Here is a 17,352-nt window from a genome sequence, read left to right as displayed (position 1 = left end):
GCCTGACCCGTGCGGGGGGCAGGCGAGCGAAACGGCTCGATGCCGTGTTCGCGCCGAGGAAAACCATAATGCTGTGAAAAGGACCGGCTAGTCGATACGTGTAGCGGCGGATGGCGTGACAATCAGAGGTAATGCATGATTCCATTCACAATTGCCGGCATCCAATTGCGAATATCGGCGGGTGTCGACAATGTGCCCGTCCTTCGACAAGCGCTCGACGCGCTGATGCACCGCTTCCCCTGGGTGCAAATGGCATTGTTCAGCGAACTAGCCGCTTACGGTCCAATGCCCGCACTTGCCCAGGCGCCTGGAGGCCCGGCGGAAACAGCTTTCCGAGAAATGGCGGTGCGCCACAAGATTTGGCTCATTCCGGGGAGTTATTTCGAGCGAGTCGATGACCGCATATACAACACCGCACTCGTCATCGATCCGACGGGTGAAGTCATCCAGCGCTACCGCAAGATGTTTCCATTTCGCCCCTTCGAGCTCGGCGTCGAAGCCGGCACGGAGTTTTGCGTCTTCGACGTACCGCAGACCGGCCGATTTGGCTTATCGATTTGCTACGACATGTGGTTTCCCGAGACGACGCGCACACTAGCCGCACTCGGGGCTGAGGTAATCTTGCATCCAACCATGACGGATACCATAGACCGCGATGTCGAACTGCCGATTGCTCGCGCCATGGCGGCGATCAACCAGTGCTACTTCTTCGATATCAATGGCGCGGGCGGGGGCGGTGTCGGCCGATCGATTGTGATCGATCCCTCGGGCTACGTGTTGCATCAAGCCGGCGATGACACCGAACTGATGCCAATTCAGATCGACCTCGAGCGTGTGCGATGGGAGCGCGAGCGGGGCGTGCGCGGACTAGGGCAACCGCTGAAAAGTTTCCGTGACAGACCTGTCGACTTTACTGTCTACAAGCGCGAAAGTTTCGATGGGTCGTACCTCAACTCGTTGGGGAAAGTGAGCAAGCCCGTGCGTGGAAACTGAACCGGCTAGCGCCGATCGCTGATTGCGTGTCGGACCACCTGACTGAATTTGGCCCTGACGCAATTCAGCCATGACGTGGGAGTTGCTTTGATGTCGCACGATCGACCGGATAGCGACACTCATCCTGCGGGGTCGTCGCTGAGCGCATATTACAATGCCTCGCAGTTGCGGGCGGACGCCTGGAACAGAGTCAAGCATAACTCGGCAAGGCTCGCGGAAGCGACGCTCCGAAAGGCCGAAAATGAGCGGGTTCGCGCAGCCGTCGAAAAGGACATACGGCTGCTGGAGCCCGTGGAGAGCTACTGGGCGTTTCCCGGCAAAAGTTGCCTAAGCAGGCTCAGGCTCCTTTTCGATCGAAAAGATTACGGAGCACTTGCTCAATCGTCCGCGCGCATCAACCGGGCACTCATAAGCGAATCGTACCGCGGCGGGATGGAGCGCAATGCGGCTGGGCTGCAGGCCGGGAGAACCGAAGACGTCGAGCCGGAAGACGTTCCAGAGGAAATCGGCCGCGCCCGACCATACTTCGAGGTCTTGATCGTCGATACGCTCGACGAGAAGGAGGAAGAAAATTTGCGGATCGGCCTCCGCCGCGTGCGTCGACCGGAGGACCCGTTCGTCTACGAGCTTGTTGTTGTGCCGAGTTTCGAAGACGCGTTGATCGCCGTGCTGTTCAACCACAACATCCAGGCCTGCGTGATACGCTACGGATTCGCCTTTCGTTCACAACACCGACTAGAAATTTTGCAGTCATATCTCGACGGAATCGATGAGAGCGATCTCGAACTCCAGCCCGATACCGAACGGGGTCCCCTGCTTGGAGCCGTAATTAATACTCTGCGCCCCGAAATCGATCTTTATCTCGTCACCGATGTTTCGGTTGAGGATATTGCCGGCACCATCAGTCAGAAGTTTCGCCGAATCTTCTATCGTCAGGAAGATTATCTCGAGCTGCACCTCAGTATCTTGCGCGGGGTTAGTCACCGCTTCGATGCACCGTTCTTCAGCGCACTGAGGGCCTATGCGCGTCAACCGACTGGCGTTTTTCATGCCCTGCCGATTTCTCGCGGGAAGTCGATAGTTAAATCCCACTGGATCCAGGACATGGCTCAATTTTACGGCATCAACGTCTTCCTTGCGGAAACCTCCGCCACGTCCGGTGGTCTCGACTCGCTGCTCTATCCGTCCGGTCCGCTCAAAGCCGCCCAGGAGATGGCCGCGAGAGCGTTCGGCGCACGTCACACTTTTTTTGTGACCAACGGAACCTCGACAGCCAACAAGATCGTCGTGCAGGCGCTTGTGCAACCGGGCGATATCGTGCTCGTTGATCGCGATTGCCACAAGTCACACCACTACGGGCTCGTGCTTGCAGGCGCTCAAGTTCATTACCTCGATTCTTACCCACTTCACGATTACTCGATGTATGGCGCGGTACCCCTCAGCCAGATTAAAGAGGCGCTCCTTCAATATCGCCGCGCCGGAAAGCTTGATCGGGTGCGTCTGTTGTTACTCACCAATTGCACGTTCGACGGTGTCGTCTACAACGTCGAGCGCGTGATGGAGGAGTGCCTTGCGATAAAGCCTGACTTGATCTTTCTATGGGATGAGGCTTGGTTCGCCTTTGCACGGTTTACGCCAACTTATCGTCAGCGTACCGCGATGGCGGTGGCGGAGCGTCTCAGAGAGCGTTATCGCACGTCGACCTACCGTAAGCGCCATGAAGATTTCAAGGCCGTATTCGACCGCGACAGCGATCAGGCGTGGCTGACGACCAGACTGTTACCCGATCCCGATAAGGTGCGCGTGCGAGCCTACAGCACCCAGTCGACGCACAAGACGCTCACATCGCTGCGGCAAGGCTCGATGATCCATATCAACGATCAGGATTTCAAGGCGAAGAGCGAGGAGATGTTCCACGAAGCATACATGACGCACACGTCGACCTCGCCCAACTACCAGATTCTTGCATCGCTCGACGTCGGCCGCCGGCAGGTCGAACTCGAAGGTTACGAGCTCGTCCAAAAACAGGTCGAGATGGCGATGGTACTGCGCGAAAGTGTCGCAACGCACCCGCTTTTACGCCGCTATTTTCGTTTTCTCACCATCGAGGATGTCATTCCAGCGGAGCACCGTCAGTCGGGCATCGAGACCTATTACAGTCCGGACACGGGCTGGTCGCGTATGGAACAAGCCTGGGCGGGAGACGAATTCGTTCTCGACCCCACCCGCCTCACGCTTTATGTCGGCCCGACGGGGATCGACGGCAACACCTTCAAGAACAAGCACCTCATGGATAAGTTCGGGATCCAGATCAACAAGACGTCCCGCAATACGGTGCTATTCATGACCAACATCGGGACGACCCGCAGCTCGATCGCCTATTTGATCGAAGTCCTGGTGAAGATCGCGCAGGAACTGGACGAAAGTCAGGCTGACGCGAGCGCCATCGAACGGCGCATGCAAGATAATCGCGTCAACTCGCTATGTCAGGATTTGCCGCCACTTCCCGATTTCACGTGCTTTCACGATGCCTTCCGCTCTTCGACCGGCAGTGAGACGCGTGAAGGCGATATCCGACAGGCGTATTTTCTCGCGTACGACGAGGACAAGGTGGAATACATTCTGCTTGCGGGCGCCCGTCAGCGCTTGGCCGCCGGGCGGCAAATAGTGTCAGCGAACTTCGTAACGCCCTATCCGCCGGGCTTCCCGATCTTGGTGCCCGGCCAGGTCGTCAGCGATGACATTTTGACATTCATAGCTAAGACGGACGTAAAGGAAATCCACGGCTATCGGCCTGAATTCGGCCTGAGAGTCTTCACCGTGGATGCACTCACAGCGGCGACGAAGCCAACCGCAGCGGCGAAGGCGAGCGTTTCTGCGGCGGCGAGCGACGATTGAGACGTCTTCGAGGCGTCGAGCCTGCGAGGAGGGGAGTATGGCAAAGCAACTTAACGGCATCTCCGATATCCGGCGGTTCTTCCATCGCAACGAAACGCCCATCTACTTTATCAGCGCCACGAATTTCAACCTGCTCGGAATGGACGAGTGGGTCAAGAATTTCAAATTTGTTTGCTACATAGACTGCTACGATGGGCGCCATCCGAATACCTTCGTGCCGAGTAAGATTCCTCACCGCGAATTTACGAGCATCGAGGACATCAACAATTACCTGCTCCAACACAGGGAGGTCATCGAGTACATCAAGCGCCGCGGCGATGGCGCCAAAGCATGTTTTCTCATGTTCGACGAGACTACCGAGACGCTTGCCCGCAAACTGGGCCTGGAAATATGGTTCCCGCCGGCCGCGTTGCGCAACCGCGTCGACAACAAAGTCGAAACCGTGCGAATCGGCAATAAAGCCCGCGTGCCAAGCGTTCCAAACGCGCTCGCCAAGATTGGGAGCTATGCGGATCTGCGTTCGGTAGCGGTCCGCGCCAAATTGGGCAGCGACCTCGTTGTCCAGACCGCATTCGGCGATTCGGGCCATACGACTTTCTTCATATCCAAGGAAGCGGATTACCGAAAACATGCCGACGAAATAGCCGCGGAGCCGGAAGTCAAAGTCATGAAGCGCATCAACTGCCGCAGCGCGGCAATTGAAGCATGCACGACCAAGCAAGGAACGATCGTCGGTCCACTGATGACCGAACTGGTGGGATTCGCCGAATTGACGCCCTATCGCGGCGGCTGGTGCGGCAACGAAATCTTCCCCAGTTCCTTCACTCAGGCCATTCGCAATAAAGCGCGGCAATACACCTTCCAATTCGGGGAGCAGCTCCGCAAGGAAGGCTATCGCGGTTATTTCGAGCTCGATTTCCTAATCGACCAAGATAGCGGCAAGATTTATCTTGGGGAACTCAACCCGCGCGTCACGGGCGCGAGTTCGATGACAAATCATGCTGCATTCGCGCATGCAGACGCTCCACTTTTCGTCTTCCATTTGCTCGAATGCTCGGGTGCTAAGTTCAAGCTTGACGTCGACGAGCTCAACAAGCGCTGGTCCGATCCCGAGAACATCGACAGTTGGAGCCAAATGGTGATCAAGCATCCCGAAGACAGTGTCGACGTCGTGATCGCGGCACCCGAGTCGGGGATCTGGCGCATGCGCGATGATGGCACCTTGGCTTATGACCGATTCGACTACCATCGCCGAGCGGTCGGAAGCGAAAGAGAGGCCTTCTTTCTGCGAATAAGCGGTGCGGGCGACTATCGATATAAGGGCGCCGACCTTGGGATTCTCATTACGCGTGGCCGCCTCATGACCGACGATTTCAAACTCAACGATCGCGCGAAAGCGTGGATCAAGGGCATCCGGGCACATTTCATCGGCCGGTCGCTTGCCACGGCCGAAGTCGCGGCCCCACCGGTCGCCGTCAACACCCAGTTCAAGATCCTCTAGTGGTGGATGTAGAGTGGGGCCGGAGATTCACTAGATTCGCTTCGGGACGCACTGCGTAGCTGATGCTGATGCAAAGGAAGCCGCGACCGAGAATAGCAATGGATCGAAGTGCAAAGGATAAGAGGTCGTGAAGCTTTCCTTTCAGGCCCTGGCTGAAGTGAAGCCGGGGCACAAATGGCGTACTCTCTTTGAAAAGAACTGGCCGGCCTACCGAAACTGGTTTCTCTCGGAGGGCGACGGGGCGAGGCGACCTTATGGGTCGTCCTATCGTGCGCTCAAGGATGCCATGCCCGAACTATTGCCGACCTACGAGCGGCTATGCAAACTCGTCGAAGGCGATGAACTCGCCGCCCGATTCCTCAGTCTCTATTGCCCGCCATCGTATCTAGTCGGATGCTCACAGTTGGTTTGGCTTGGCGAGGAGCCGATCCTCATTCGCAATTACGACTATGCGCCGTGGTTGTGCGAGGGCACACTCTGGTGCACGCGCTGGAACAGCCGGCGCGTGATTGCGATGAGCGATTGCGCATGGGGCGTACTCGACGGCATGAACGATGCCGGGCTTGCCGTTTCACTGACATTCGGCGGCCGCCGCGCCGTGGCTGACGGTTTCGGAACGCCGCTTATCCTACGATACGTCCTCGAGTTTGCCGAGACCGCCGCGGAGGCGGCTTCAGTGTTGACGCGCGTGCCAACGCATATGGCATACAACGTGACTATTGTCGATCGCTTGGGAAGCATTCGAACGGTTTATCTGTCGCCCAACCGCCCGGCAGTGATAAGCGGTTCGCCGCTTGCTACCAATCATCAGGGGCATGTCGAATGGCATCGGCACGCCGCTTTTACAAATAGTTTGGAACGCGAGCGTCATCTCCAAATGCGTTTAGGCCGCAAACACGACAGCCTCGACGAGTTGATCGCCGATTTTCACAAGCCGCCGCTTTACTCCACCGAGTATGAAAGAGGGTTCGGCACGCTATACACGGCTGTCTATCATGTCGCGAGCGGGCGCGCCGAATTTCGCTGGCCCAAGGCGGCTTGGACGCAGTCCTTCGAGACGTTTCGCGAAGGGTCACATACGATCGCGTACTCGCCAGAGATGGCCGCACGAACGCAAGAACGTAGCCATGGGGTCGAACCATAGGCGTGCGGCCTGCGGAGCACCGATTTCGCTTCCTTTATTCGTGCGGCGGGTAAGACTGAACCTGATCAAACCTTCAAAAAGGCAGCATCGGCGCGAATTTCGATCAATGTCGGGGCGGTTCGCTTGACCGATGATTTCAGTAATTGGGCCAATTGCTCGAAACTCTCTGCGCGCGCGGCTTGGCAGCCGAAGCCTTTTGCGATCGCAAGGAAATCCGGTGTGAAAATGTCGACCCCGATGGGCGCTATCTGGCGTTCGATCATATAGGACTTGATCTCGCCATAGCCCTCGTTGTTCCACAGCAACACGATCAACGGGACCTTGGCCTCGACCGCGGCAGCAAGCTCCCCCACAGTGAACTGAAATCCGCCGTCCCCGACGAGCGCCACCACCGGTCGGTCCGGGGCTGCAAGTTGCGCGCCGACCCCGGCCGGCAAGGCATAACCTAGGGTGCCGTAGCCCGTGCTCGAGGTGAAATAGGAACGAGGCTGCGGCGATTCGTAACATTGATTGAGTGCATAGACCGGTTCGGCCGAATCGCCGACGATGATGACGTTGGGTAGACTCTCCTGGATTGCCCGTGCGATGCGCTGGTGGAGGGCGATGGCCGGCCACCAGTGCTTGGCTGCAGCGTGCCGTATCTCAGCGGCACGCCGTGCGCCGGGGCTATCAGGCCGGACGTTTCCGCCTTTCCCCACTCCAAGTGCGCCATTGATCTCGGACAGGACCGAACGCGCATCGGATAGGATCGGAAGTGTCGCCGGAAACCCACGGACCAATTGTTCGGGATCGATGTCGACGCGAATGAGCTTGCCCGCGAAGACGAGTGGTTGAGGATCGGGATACATTTCGGTTTCGCCAAATTCGGTGCCCACCGCTAGCACCACGTCGGCTCGACCTATCGCCTCGCGGATTGGCGCAAACGCCATATTCTGACCGGCCCACAGGGGATGCCCGGGCGGCAGAATTCCTTTGGCGTTGACGGTATGGACGACCGGCGCATCGAGAAATTCGACAAGTGCCAGCGCCTCTCTTGCAGCACCGACAGCACCACCCCCTAAGATCACAAGAGGACTCTTTGCGTTGGCTAACCAGAGGCGGGCACGCTCCACTGAGGCGGGTGGCGCCGCGGGCGGGCTGGGCAAGGGCCGCACGGTCATGATCGCAGGGTCAAGCGGCTCCGCAATCACGTCGATTGGAATTTCGATATGAACAGGGCGCGGCCGAGCGCTCGCGAAAACCGCGAAGGCGCGCGCCAATACCTGCGGCAATTGATCGGCGCGCAGCAAGGTGTGGCTGAAGGCGGCGGCGCCCGCTGCTAGATTGCGTTGGGAGGGAAGCTCGTGCAGCCGGCCGTCGCCCATGGCCAAATGCTCGCGGCGATTGACGCTCGAGATCACCAGCATAGGGACGGAATCGGCATACGCCTGACCCATCGCGGTCAGAATGTTGGTCATGCCCGGACCTGTGACGATGAAGCAGACGCCGGGTTTGCCCGTCACCCGGGCGTAGCCGTCGGCCATGAACCCCGCCCCCTGCTCATGGCGCGGGGTTATATGGCGGATCCGGGTCGCCGGCAAACCCCGGTAGAGTTCGACGGTATGCACGCCGGGTATGCCGAATACCAGCTCGACACCGTAGGCCTCGAGCAGCCGTACCAACAATTCGCCGCATGTCGCCATGGCCTTCGACCCGCTCCTCAACCGATGGAATATTCCCGACAAGAGATCTTGTCGGGGCGAGACAGGTCAAGATGCCTTGCTTGGCGACGCGCTACAATAGACAATGGTCGAATTGTAGTTCGACGTAGATTGATATGAGGAAAAATCAATGTAAGGAACGGACCAATGCTTGGGAACCTCAGCGAAGGCGATATACGCTTGCTCAAGGTCTTTTCGAAAGTCGTCGAGGCCGGCGGGTTCTCGGCTGCACAGATTGAACTCAATGTCGGCCAGTCAACTATCAGCACCCATATGACAGCACTTGAGCAACGCCTGGGCGTACGGCTTTGCCAACGCGGTCGAGCTGGATTCAGACTGACCGAAAAGGGTCAATTGATTTACCAGGCAAGCCAACGGCTGTTTGCCTCACTCGATGAATTTCGCTCGGAAGCGGGCGCCGTTCGAAATTGCCTCGTCGGGACACTGGACATCGGGATCGTCGACAATCTGATCACCAATCCCATGTCCCACTTGCATGAAGCGGTCATGGCCTTCAACGCCCGTGCTCCAGAGGTGCAAATCTCGATCCACGTTATTTCGCCGACGGAACTTGAGCGGACAGTACTCGATGGCCGATTCGATCTCGGGCTCGGCGCCTGTGGGCGACACTCGCCATATCTTACCTACGATGACATATTCGAAGAGCGTCAGGTTCTCTACTGCGGGCGCGGACATCCCCTATTCCAAAACAGCGGGGAGGTCGGTATTGCCGAGCTGAGGAATCAGCAATTCGTTCGCCGCGCCTATGCCGCACCCAACAAGTTTCCCGTAGGCTTGCGCTTGGCTTCGACGGCGGTCGGCGATCTGATGGAAAGTGTTGCGTTGTTCATTCTTACCGGTCGATATATCGGCTTCCTGCCCCAGCATTATGCGGAGCACTGGGTGGAACGCGACCTGATGCGCCCGCTGCTCGAGCGAAAACTGGGCTACCAGAATCCGATCTACCTCGCGACCCGCAAGACAGAACGGCACTCGCCCGTTTTATCTGCCTTCGTACATGAACTCTATCGTGCCCACCGTGACGGGGTTGCCGGAAAACCGACGACCGCCACGGTCAAATCCTCCCACGCCAATCGCGACAAGAATGAGGCCGGCCGAGGAGCGGCGTCACGCTTGGTATGAGGTATGAAATGGTCGTCCGTTTCGTGCCCGACGCGTCGAAGTCAATCTGAAGAACGCTTTAATATGCTCGCTCAGCCGTCGCCTTGCGCAAGGACGACGCAATCCTCAGCGCGAAAGAACAGACGGACGTTATCGCCCTTGCGCACACGCGGCCCCTCACGATTGGGTTCGACCACCATCGCCCGTCCTTCAGCGCCATCGACGATGTAGTGAATTTCGGCACCCATGTTGACGACGTCGACAACTTGACCACGCAGCAGATTGTCGCCGGGCCTATTAGCGTCTGCTTCGACCGATGCAACCGAAATTCGTTCAGGCCGAATACAAACGCTCCACTTTTCACTTCTTTGGGGGCCAGGGCCTGGGATGGCAAGCACCGTGCCGGCATCGGTGGTAAGGCGAAGGAAGGCGTCCCCCGGCGTCCCCGATATACGGCCGTGAAACCAATTGGTTCGGCCGATGAAGGCTGCCACGAAGGCGCTCTGTGGCCGCATATATATCTCGTCCGGCGTACCCTGTTGCTCGATCCGGCCGCGATTCATCACAATGATATGGTCGGCGAGGCTCATCGCTTCATCCTGATCGTGTGTGACCACGATCGTCGTCGAACCGACGGCCGTCAAAATCTGTTTTAGTTCAAGGCGAAGTTCCTCGCGCAGCTTGGCGTCCAGCGCCGACAGCGGTTCGTCGAGGAGGACAAGCTTGGGCCCTGTCGCAAGCACGCGAGCGAGCGCCACGCGCTGCTGCTGGCCGCCGCTCATCTGGCCGGGTCGCCGATCCTCGAATCCTTGCAACTGCACAAGCCGCAACATTTCCCGTACACGGCCGCCGATTTCGGCTTTGGGCCAATGTCGGTGCTTCAGGCCATAGGCAATATTCTCGGCGACCGTCATGTGGGGAAAGAGTGCATAATGTTGAAACAACAGACCCACGTTGCGCTCGTAGGGACGTTTGCCGAGCATGGATTCGCCGGCAATCTCGATGGTCCCTTCGTCGGGGTCCTCAAAACCGGAGATGAGGCGCAGCGTCGTGGTCTTGCCGCACCCACTCGGCCCGAGCAGCGAAACCGTGGCACCGGCGTCGACGCTGAATGTCACATTGTCCACGGCACTCGTGGCGCCAAACCGTTTTATAACGTTGCGGAACTCGATGATTTTTTCAAGAGGAGGTTGCATGGGGCCCACTATGATCGGAAAACGCCTTGGCCGATGACACGATTGAAGCCGACAAACCTGTCAAGGACGAGGATCAGCGTAAGGGTCACGAGCATCAGCATCACCGATGCTGCAGCGATACTGAGGTCGAAATTCGCGCGCATGCTGCTTATGAGCGCAACCGGCAGCGAATAGGTGTTTGCGTCTGTCAGCATGATCGAAACCGCTACATCGTCCAAGGAAACGGCAAACGCAAAAATGGCGCCGCTAACGATGCTCGTCCGGGCAAGCGGAAATGTTACATCCCAAAAGGCGCGGCGTTCCGTGGCGCCTAGGATCAACGCTGCTTCAGTAAGCGAGCGATCGATGCCCGACAGTCCTGCCAACGTTGCGCGGATTGTATAGGGTGCGGTGATGATGATATGGCCGCACATCAAACGTGCAAGGCCGTTGACCAAGCCCAAGTGAGAGAGAAAGAGCAGAAGTGCGAATCCGATGACGACCGGCGGTACGAGAAGGGGCGAGAGGAAAAGGGATATCAGTGCGTCCTTGCCCGCGAAACTCACTCGATCGACTGCGATGGCCGTCGATATCCCGATCGAGACCGATACCGCGACGGAGATGACGGCGAGCTGAATGCTTGTCGTCAATCCACGCAGAAAATAATCGTCGGAGAAAAACTGCGCGAACCAGCGAAACGACAGCGCAGGCGGGGGCAGCGGGCCAAGGTAAGCCCGCGCATCGAAGGCCATGATCGTGGTCACAATGATCGGCGTGATAAGGAAGCAGATAATCACACCGACCATCAACAGACCCGCCAGCCAAAAGACATTGTCGAGCAGGCGTCCGCTCATGAGTTCCATCGCTTCGCCACTTGGCGAGACGTCACGTATACAATCGCAAGTGCCACGAAAAACAGCACCATCGATATCGCCGCACCGCTAGGATAGTCGGCGATCTCGCTGAATCGGTTGTAAATCAGGTTGGAAATAAACAGGACGCGCCCCTTCCCCAGGATCATGGGTATCACAAAGGCACTAATGGAGAAGGTGAAGGCGAAAAGAAAGGCGGCGAGCAGGCCGCGCATGCAAAGTGGCAATGTGATGCTCAGATGCGCCTTCCAGCCCGGCGCACCAAGGGCTTGCGCCGCATCGACAAGCCTGGGGTCGACATTCTGGATCGTCCCCAACAGTGTGAGCGTGGCCATGGGCACGATGTAATGAAGCAGTCCGCCCCCGACGAGGATCTCAATGTAGAATCGACTGTTGGGGGAGATGCCCATCGAAAGCAGTAACGGGCGCAAAGGGCCGGCGGCGCCAAAGGTGAGTTCGAGTGCATAGGTGCGCACCAGCACACTCAGGAACATCAAGGTGACGAAAAAGCCGACTGCGATCGCCCGCCAGCGCGCGGATAATCGCCGGATGATCCAGTATGCGAGCGGGAACGCGAAAAGCATGCCGACCAAGGATGCCAAGAGGCTGATGCGAAGTGTTTCGAAAAAGAATTCTGCGAAAGACGGCGTGAGCAGCTCCGTATAGTTGGCAAGTGTGAAGGGAGCATTGGCGGTTGAGCCGATGCTGCCTGGCGTATAGAGCCGCAAGCTTTCGAGAAAAAGCCCCGCCATGGGCAGGAAAAAAAGGCCCATGAAAACCGTAACGGCGGGAATGAGGAGCGGGACGGAGCCGCGGCTAGGATTCATTGCCATTTGCAGCGGCTCCGGTCCAAATCCAACACGGCAGGCGCTCTAAAGCAAGGGAGCGATCTCGTTTTCCCAGCGCTTGCTCCAAGCGTCCTGTTGCGCCAGCACCACATTGAAATCGGGGACATAGACGTACTTGTCCATTTCCTCGGGCGTAAAAGAGAGATGCTTGAGGCTGTCTGGCGTCTTGGCTTTGACATTAAGCGGCGCCTCTCCGGCCACTTCGGCATAGAGGCTGCTCATTTCCGGGCTGATGCAATAGTTGATGAACTCCAACGTGGCCGCCGTGTTTGGCCGATTTTTCAATACGGCAAAGCCGCTCTGATAAAGGAAGCACGGTACACCCGCCTGCTTCGTGAGTCGTACGAGCGGGAAGGCCTTGGCAACGTCGGTCAACTGCGGCTCGGAATAAAATCCGACGGCGGTTTCCCCGCTCGTCAGCGACGTCGAAAAATCCGTGTCCGTGACGCCGACGCGGCCAATATTCCCCGATTGGGCCAGCTTTTTCATGAGCGCGAACCCGGGATCCATGTTGTTCTCATTGCCCCCAGCATGGAGCGACAGTGCCACCAAGGGCAACATCATGGCTTGCGTGGGCCCCGGCCAACAGACTTTGCCTTTCAATTTCGGGTCGAAGAGGTCATCGATGCTCTTGACCTCAACCGGGCTGATGTCCTTGCGATACGCGATGTAAATACCGCCGACCGCGCGCGGGACAGCCTCCCAATCGCCTTTTGCGTTCTTGACGATGATCTTCTTCGGAATGTCGGCAAGATTCGGCACTGATTCGACCGTCACGGGAACCAGCCAATCCTCCTTGATCATGCCGTTGAACGAGCCTTCCCAACCGGCGACATAATCGTATTCGGCCTTCGGCCAAGTCGACTTTATCTTGGGGAGAATGGCGCCCGAACCGCCCTGGTGCAGCACCCAGTTGACCTTCACGTTGTGTTGCGTCGCTTCGATTTTCTTCATGGCGTTGACGACATCGCCGCCCCATTCGACGCAGGTGAGATCGGTGGCAGCCGATGCACGCCCGATTGAGCCGAGTGTGCCGCCAAGGATCCCAACTGCCGCGGTTGCGACAGCACTCTTCAAAGTTTGCCGGCGCGTAAGATTTATCATCGTGGCCTCCGTTCATTTCTCTTTGTCGTTGTCATCGGTGGAATTCGTGCCAAATGGCGGCCGAATCGCTGCGTCAAGATGACGGGCGACCTGGACAGGACGCGACGATCAGCTTCACGAAAATATTTTCCGGCCTAGCGGTGCCATGAGTCCATACCCAACTGCCGAACGTCAGTTCGCCCACAGTCGATGTAATCGGGACGGAAAGTCGCGATTATGCACGCTGTGGTGATAGTCTGGTGTGCCGACTCAACCGTGGATGGTCAGCCATAGTGACGCCCTGCGCGCAGAAATACTCGCCGGAATCGCCGCTTGGATCAAAACCACGCCGCGATAGTCGCGACACCGCATCGCCCCTGAGGGGCCAGGTCCACCTTCCCCAATAAGAACTTCGAGGATCCCTCACGTGGTTGAGATCATAACGATAGCGTGCTAACCATCAAATAAGCGAGCAGCATTTGCGCGCGGAATGCAATGCGACTTGCGTTCGCGTAGCGTGAGATCGCTCGAGTTTCACCGCGGCCTCTTGGAAAACATCGGAACGAGCTGCAACATGAAAAAGGGCTTGGCGGATAGCCAAGCCCTTGATTTTGTTGGTAGCGGAGGAGGGACTTGAACCCCCGACACACGGATTATGATTCCGCTGCTCTAACCAGCTGAGCTACTCCGCCACAGGAGGCGCCGCTATGGCGGCTCGGATCGGAGGATGCGCCTATAGGGCCAAAGCAGACAAGCTGTCAAGCGCGTACGGGCAACTTGCCGAGAAGACCATTCATTCGCCGAGAAAGGAGCCAATCTTCATTGCCACACCCATCTTCCCGTCGACCTTAAGCTTGCCGAGCATGAACGCCATGGTCGGGTCGAGGCCGCCGGTCATCAGTTTCTCGAAATTCTCTGCCGAGAGCCTGATCGTGGTTTCAGCCTCCTCGTCGGCGTTCGAGATGAGAGGCGGGGTCGCCGTACCATCCCAAAGGATCGTACCGTCATCACCGAGGTCGAATTTGACTTTGTGGCCAAGGGGCGGGCTTTGAGTAACGCGCCGGCGCAGTTCCTCGGTCAGGCTTTCCAAACTCATTGGATTCTCCCCGAATTTGTCGCTCAGGCCGCAACGGGGACTTCCTCGGCGGGGGCGATCCAGCCCCCGCCCAGAAGCCGCGTTCCATCGTAGAAGACCGCCGCCTGGCCTGGTGCGGTACCGTGCTGCGGCTCATCGAATCGAAGTGCTGCACGTCCGCCATCGCACGGAACGATGGTGGCATCGGCCGGACGGTGCGTCGAGCGAAGCCTGGCTGTGACCCGAAGTCCTTCCGGGCCTAACGGTTGGGCGCTGAGCCAATTGACCTCGCGCAGTGCCACGGTCGAGCGCCCCAAGGCGTTACGCGGCCCGACCACCACATGATGGCGGGCAGCGTCCAGGCGCACCACGTAGAGGGGCTCCGCACACCCCCCGACATTGAGGCCGCGACGCTGGCCCACCGTGAAATGAATGATGCCACCGTGCCGCCCGATCACGCGGCCTTCGAGGTCGACGATTTCTCCCGGGGTTGCCGCATCGGGCCGGAGCTTTTCGACGATCTGCGCATAGGACCCGCTCGGCACGAAGCAAATATCCTGGCTGTCGGGCTTGTCGGCCACGGGAAGGCCGAAGCGCTGTGCAAGCGCTCGCGTTTCCCGCTTCGGCATATTGCCCAAGGGAAAGCGCAGGGCGTCGAGCTGCTCGCGGCTCGTCGCAAAAAGGAAGTAACTTTGATCCCGGCTCTCATCGACGGCGCGGTGAAGCTCCGGCCCGCCGGCACCCTCGACCCGGCGCACGTAATGGCCGGTCGCAAGTGCCTCAGCACCGAGGTCTCTGGCAACAGCGAGGAGGTCGCGAAACTTGATCCGCTCGTTGCAGCGCACGCATGGGATAGGGGTCTCCCCGGCCACGTAACTCGCCGCGAAATCCTCGATCACCTCCTTGCGGAAACGAGCCTCATAGTCGAGCACGTAATGGGGAATGTCGAGCCGCTCCGCAACGCGCCGAGCATCGTAAATGTCTTGTCCGGCGCAACACGCGCTCCTTCGCCCTGCAGCAGCGCCGTGATCGTAGAGCTGGAGCGTAACGCCCACGACCTCATAGCCCTCTGCCTGCAGAATGGCAGCCACGGCCGAGCTGTCGACGCCACCCGACATGGCGACGACGATCCGCTTTCCGGAACCACCCGTTGCTTCACTGCGCGTCATCATGGCCGCGAATATAAGCCATCGGAGGGGGACTGCAAATGCGCCGCGCGCCGAATTAGCGTAGCCAATTGCGAACTGTCTGGAACCCGACTCAGCCGCTGGCCATCATGTTGCGACTGCCCGCGGGCAGTCGGACGGTCAATCCATCGAGCTCATCCGTCATTTTGATCTGGCAGCCGAGCCGCGAGGTCTTGGTGAGGCCGAAGGCAAGATCGAGCATGTCCTCTTCGTCATCGGTCGGTTCGACGAGCAGGTCGGACCACTCGGGTTCGACGATGACATGACAGGTCGAGCAGGCGAGCGAGCCTTCGCATGCTCCCTCCAGGTCGATATCATTGCGGTGGGCGATCTCAAGAACGGAAAGGCCAATTGGTGCTTCGACCTCCTTACGTGTGCCATCTCGCTCGATAAACACCATCCTGGGCATCTCGTATCCGCTCCGTCTGACTGCCGAACCGGTGATGCCCGTCTCGGGCTCACCTGTCTTTCATGCGCTCTCTAGCGGGGATTTCCGCGGTCCCGAGACGGAGTCGCTCGACCGCGTCGGCGATCGCTTGGGTCGCATAATCGATCTCGGCGGCTTGGGTAAACCTTCCGAGACCAAATCGCAAGCTCGCACCCGCAAGGGCGTCGTCGAGCCCCATCGCGCGCAGGACATAGGAGGGCTCAACGGATGTCGAAGTACAGGCAGAACCTGTAGAAACCGCCAAATCCGGAAGGTTCTCAATTAGTTTGTCCGCGCCGATGCCCGGAAAGGCGACATTGAGGTTGCCGGCGATACGGCGTCGTTCATCTCCGTTGACTAAAAGATCGGGAATCCGCTCCTTAAGGCCAGAATAGAGTCGGTCGCGCAAGTCGCGCAGGCGCACTGCCTCGTCAGCCATCTCTGCGCTCGCTAACGCCGCAGCAACACCAATGCCGACACAGAGAGGTGCCGGCAGCGTACCTGAGCGCAGGCCACGCTCTTGCCCGCCGCCGCTTAAAAGCGGCTCTAAGCGGACACGCGGCCGCCGACGCACGTAAAGCGCCCCGATTCCCTTGGGGCCATAAATCTTGTGCCCCGAAATGCTCAGGAGATCGACCGCCATGGCGTCAACGTCGATCGGTATACGTCCAATCGCTTGGGCTGCGTCGCTATGGAAATAAACGCCCTTAGCTCGGCAGAGTGCGCCGATCTCGGTCAGGGGCTGGATTACGCCGATCTCGTTGTTGACCGCCATGATCGAGACAAGAAGGGTGTCGTCGCCAATCTCGTCGTCGAGGCGCTGAAGATCGATGAGCCCATTCCGTCCGACCGGTAGATAGCTCACGCGAAAGCCTTTTTCTTCAAGGGAGCGGCAGCTTTCCAGAACGCATTTGTGCTCGGTCGTCGCCGCGATGATGTGGCGGCGCGTCTCATGGGCGAAATTCGCCACACCCTTGATCGCGAGATTGTTCGATTCCGTCGCACCCGAAGTAAAGACGATCTCGCGCGGGTCGGCGCCAATGATTTCCGCGAGTTGAGCCCGCGCGTATTCAACGGCAAGTGCCGCCTCGCGCCCTAAGCTGTAGCTGGTCGAACTGGGATTGCCGAACTTTTCCGTGAAATATGGCACCATCGCCGCAAGCACCCGGGAGTCGACCGGCGTTGTTGCCTGATAATCGAGATATACAGGCAGTTTTGGCCGATTGGATCGCCCTTGCGCTACCTTCTCAGTCATCGTGTCTCCATTCGCTCCGGCAGTGGGCTGCTCAGGCCACGCGTGACCGCCTTGGCGTATATAGCGGACCAA

At 58.5% G+C, this 17,352-nt stretch carries 14 protein-coding genes and 1 tRNA gene; 5 read left to right on the top strand and 10 right to left on the bottom strand.

The genetic code is table 11. From position 1 onward, the window contains the following. Nucleotides 1-135 precede the first annotated feature (135 nt). The 4 genes from VEJ16_17550 to VEJ16_17535 all read left to right on the top strand — a co-directional run bounded on the left by VEJ16_17550 (nucleotide 136) and on the right by VEJ16_17535 (nucleotide 6,536). The gene (locus tag VEJ16_17550) at nucleotides 136-993 is read left to right on the top strand and encodes a carbon-nitrogen hydrolase family protein (protein ID HYB11469.1); all 858 of its coding nucleotides are present in this window, start codon (nucleotides 136-138) and stop codon (nucleotides 991-993) included. A gap of 90 nt (nucleotides 994-1,083) precedes the next feature. Beyond that, complete coding sequence (locus tag VEJ16_17545) at nucleotides 1,084-3,891, top strand: aminotransferase class I/II-fold pyridoxal phosphate-dependent enzyme (protein ID HYB11468.1); 2,808 nt, start codon at nucleotides 1,084-1,086, stop codon at nucleotides 3,889-3,891. A 37-nt stretch (nucleotides 3,892-3,928) separates the two neighbouring features. Beyond that, nucleotides 3,929-5,392 (top strand): biotin carboxylase, encoded by a 1,464-nt coding sequence (locus VEJ16_17540; GenBank protein HYB11467.1) that lies wholly within the window; start codon nucleotides 3,929-3,931, stop codon nucleotides 5,390-5,392. Nucleotides 5,393-5,519: 127 nt separating this feature from the next. After that, nucleotides 5,520-6,536: a C45 family peptidase gene (locus VEJ16_17535; GenBank protein HYB11466.1), complete on the top strand. Its 1,017-nt coding sequence runs from the start codon at nucleotides 5,520-5,522 to the stop codon at nucleotides 6,534-6,536. A gap of 65 nt (nucleotides 6,537-6,601) precedes the next feature. On the opposite strand, the gene VEJ16_17530 is transcribed toward VEJ16_17535, so the two are convergent. Then, nucleotides 6,602-8,218 (bottom strand): 5-guanidino-2-oxopentanoate decarboxylase, encoded by a 1,617-nt coding sequence (locus VEJ16_17530; GenBank protein HYB11465.1) that lies wholly within the window; start codon nucleotides 8,216-8,218, stop codon nucleotides 6,602-6,604. 165 nt (nucleotides 8,219-8,383) lie between these two features. On the opposite strand from VEJ16_17530, the gene VEJ16_17525 reads away from it, so the two are divergent. After that, nucleotides 8,384-9,379, top strand: coding sequence for a LysR family transcriptional regulator (locus VEJ16_17525; protein ID HYB11464.1), 996 nt, complete (start codon nucleotides 8,384-8,386; stop codon nucleotides 9,377-9,379). A gap of 71 nt (nucleotides 9,380-9,450) precedes the next feature. Here the strand turns inward: VEJ16_17525 and VEJ16_17520 are convergent, their stop codons facing one another. The 9 genes from VEJ16_17520 to VEJ16_17480 all read right to left on the bottom strand — a co-directional run bounded on the left by VEJ16_17520 (nucleotide 9,451) and on the right by VEJ16_17480 (nucleotide 17,280). Further along, complete coding sequence (locus VEJ16_17520) at nucleotides 9,451-10,554, bottom strand: ABC transporter ATP-binding protein (GenBank protein ID HYB11463.1); 1,104 nt, start codon at nucleotides 10,552-10,554, stop codon at nucleotides 9,451-9,453. Nucleotides 10,555-10,562: 8 nt separating this feature from the next. Next, nucleotides 10,563-11,387 carry an ABC transporter permease gene (locus VEJ16_17515; GenBank protein ID HYB11462.1) on the bottom strand — a complete coding sequence of 275 codons (825 nt, stop codon included), beginning with the start codon at nucleotides 11,385-11,387 and terminating at the stop codon, nucleotides 10,563-10,565. Beyond that, entirely contained in the window at nucleotides 11,384-12,238 is an 855-nt protein-coding gene (locus tag VEJ16_17510) for an ABC transporter permease (protein ID HYB11461.1), read from the bottom strand. The genes VEJ16_17515 and VEJ16_17510 overlap by 4 nt, the downstream gene beginning before the upstream one ends. Nucleotides 12,239-12,277: 39 nt before the next feature. Continuing rightward, nucleotides 12,278-13,357, bottom strand: coding sequence for an extracellular solute-binding protein (locus VEJ16_17505; GenBank protein ID HYB11460.1), 1,080 nt, complete (start codon nucleotides 13,355-13,357; stop codon nucleotides 12,278-12,280). Between the two features lie 594 nt (nucleotides 13,358-13,951). Next, nucleotides 13,952-14,028 (bottom strand) — tRNA-Met (locus VEJ16_17500). Nucleotides 14,029-14,129: 101 nt separating this feature from the next. Then, nucleotides 14,130-14,432, bottom strand: a complete 303-nt coding sequence (locus tag VEJ16_17495; protein ID HYB11459.1) for an SCP2 sterol-binding domain-containing protein — start codon at nucleotides 14,430-14,432, stop codon at nucleotides 14,130-14,132. Between the two features lie 23 nt (nucleotides 14,433-14,455). Continuing rightward, complete coding sequence (gene mnmA, locus VEJ16_17490) at nucleotides 14,456-15,583, bottom strand: tRNA 2-thiouridine(34) synthase MnmA (protein ID HYB11458.1); 1,128 nt, start codon at nucleotides 15,581-15,583, stop codon at nucleotides 14,456-14,458. A gap of 88 nt (nucleotides 15,584-15,671) precedes the next feature. Further along, nucleotides 15,672-16,007, bottom strand: coding sequence for a ferredoxin family 2Fe-2S iron-sulfur cluster binding protein (locus tag VEJ16_17485; GenBank protein ID HYB11457.1), 336 nt, complete (start codon nucleotides 16,005-16,007; stop codon nucleotides 15,672-15,674). Nucleotides 16,008-16,056: 49 nt separating this feature from the next. Further along, entirely contained in the window at nucleotides 16,057-17,280 is a 1,224-nt protein-coding gene (locus tag VEJ16_17480; protein ID HYB11456.1) for an IscS subfamily cysteine desulfurase, read from the bottom strand. Nucleotides 17,281-17,352 lie beyond the last annotated feature (72 nt).

It is taken from the genome of Alphaproteobacteria bacterium (genome assembly GCA_035625915.1).
Lineage (GTDB): Bacteria > Pseudomonadota > Alphaproteobacteria > JACZXZ01 > JACZXZ01 > DATDHA01.
Note: the sequence above shows the minus strand (reverse complement) of the source record. Positions and strands in the feature narration are given on the sequence as shown.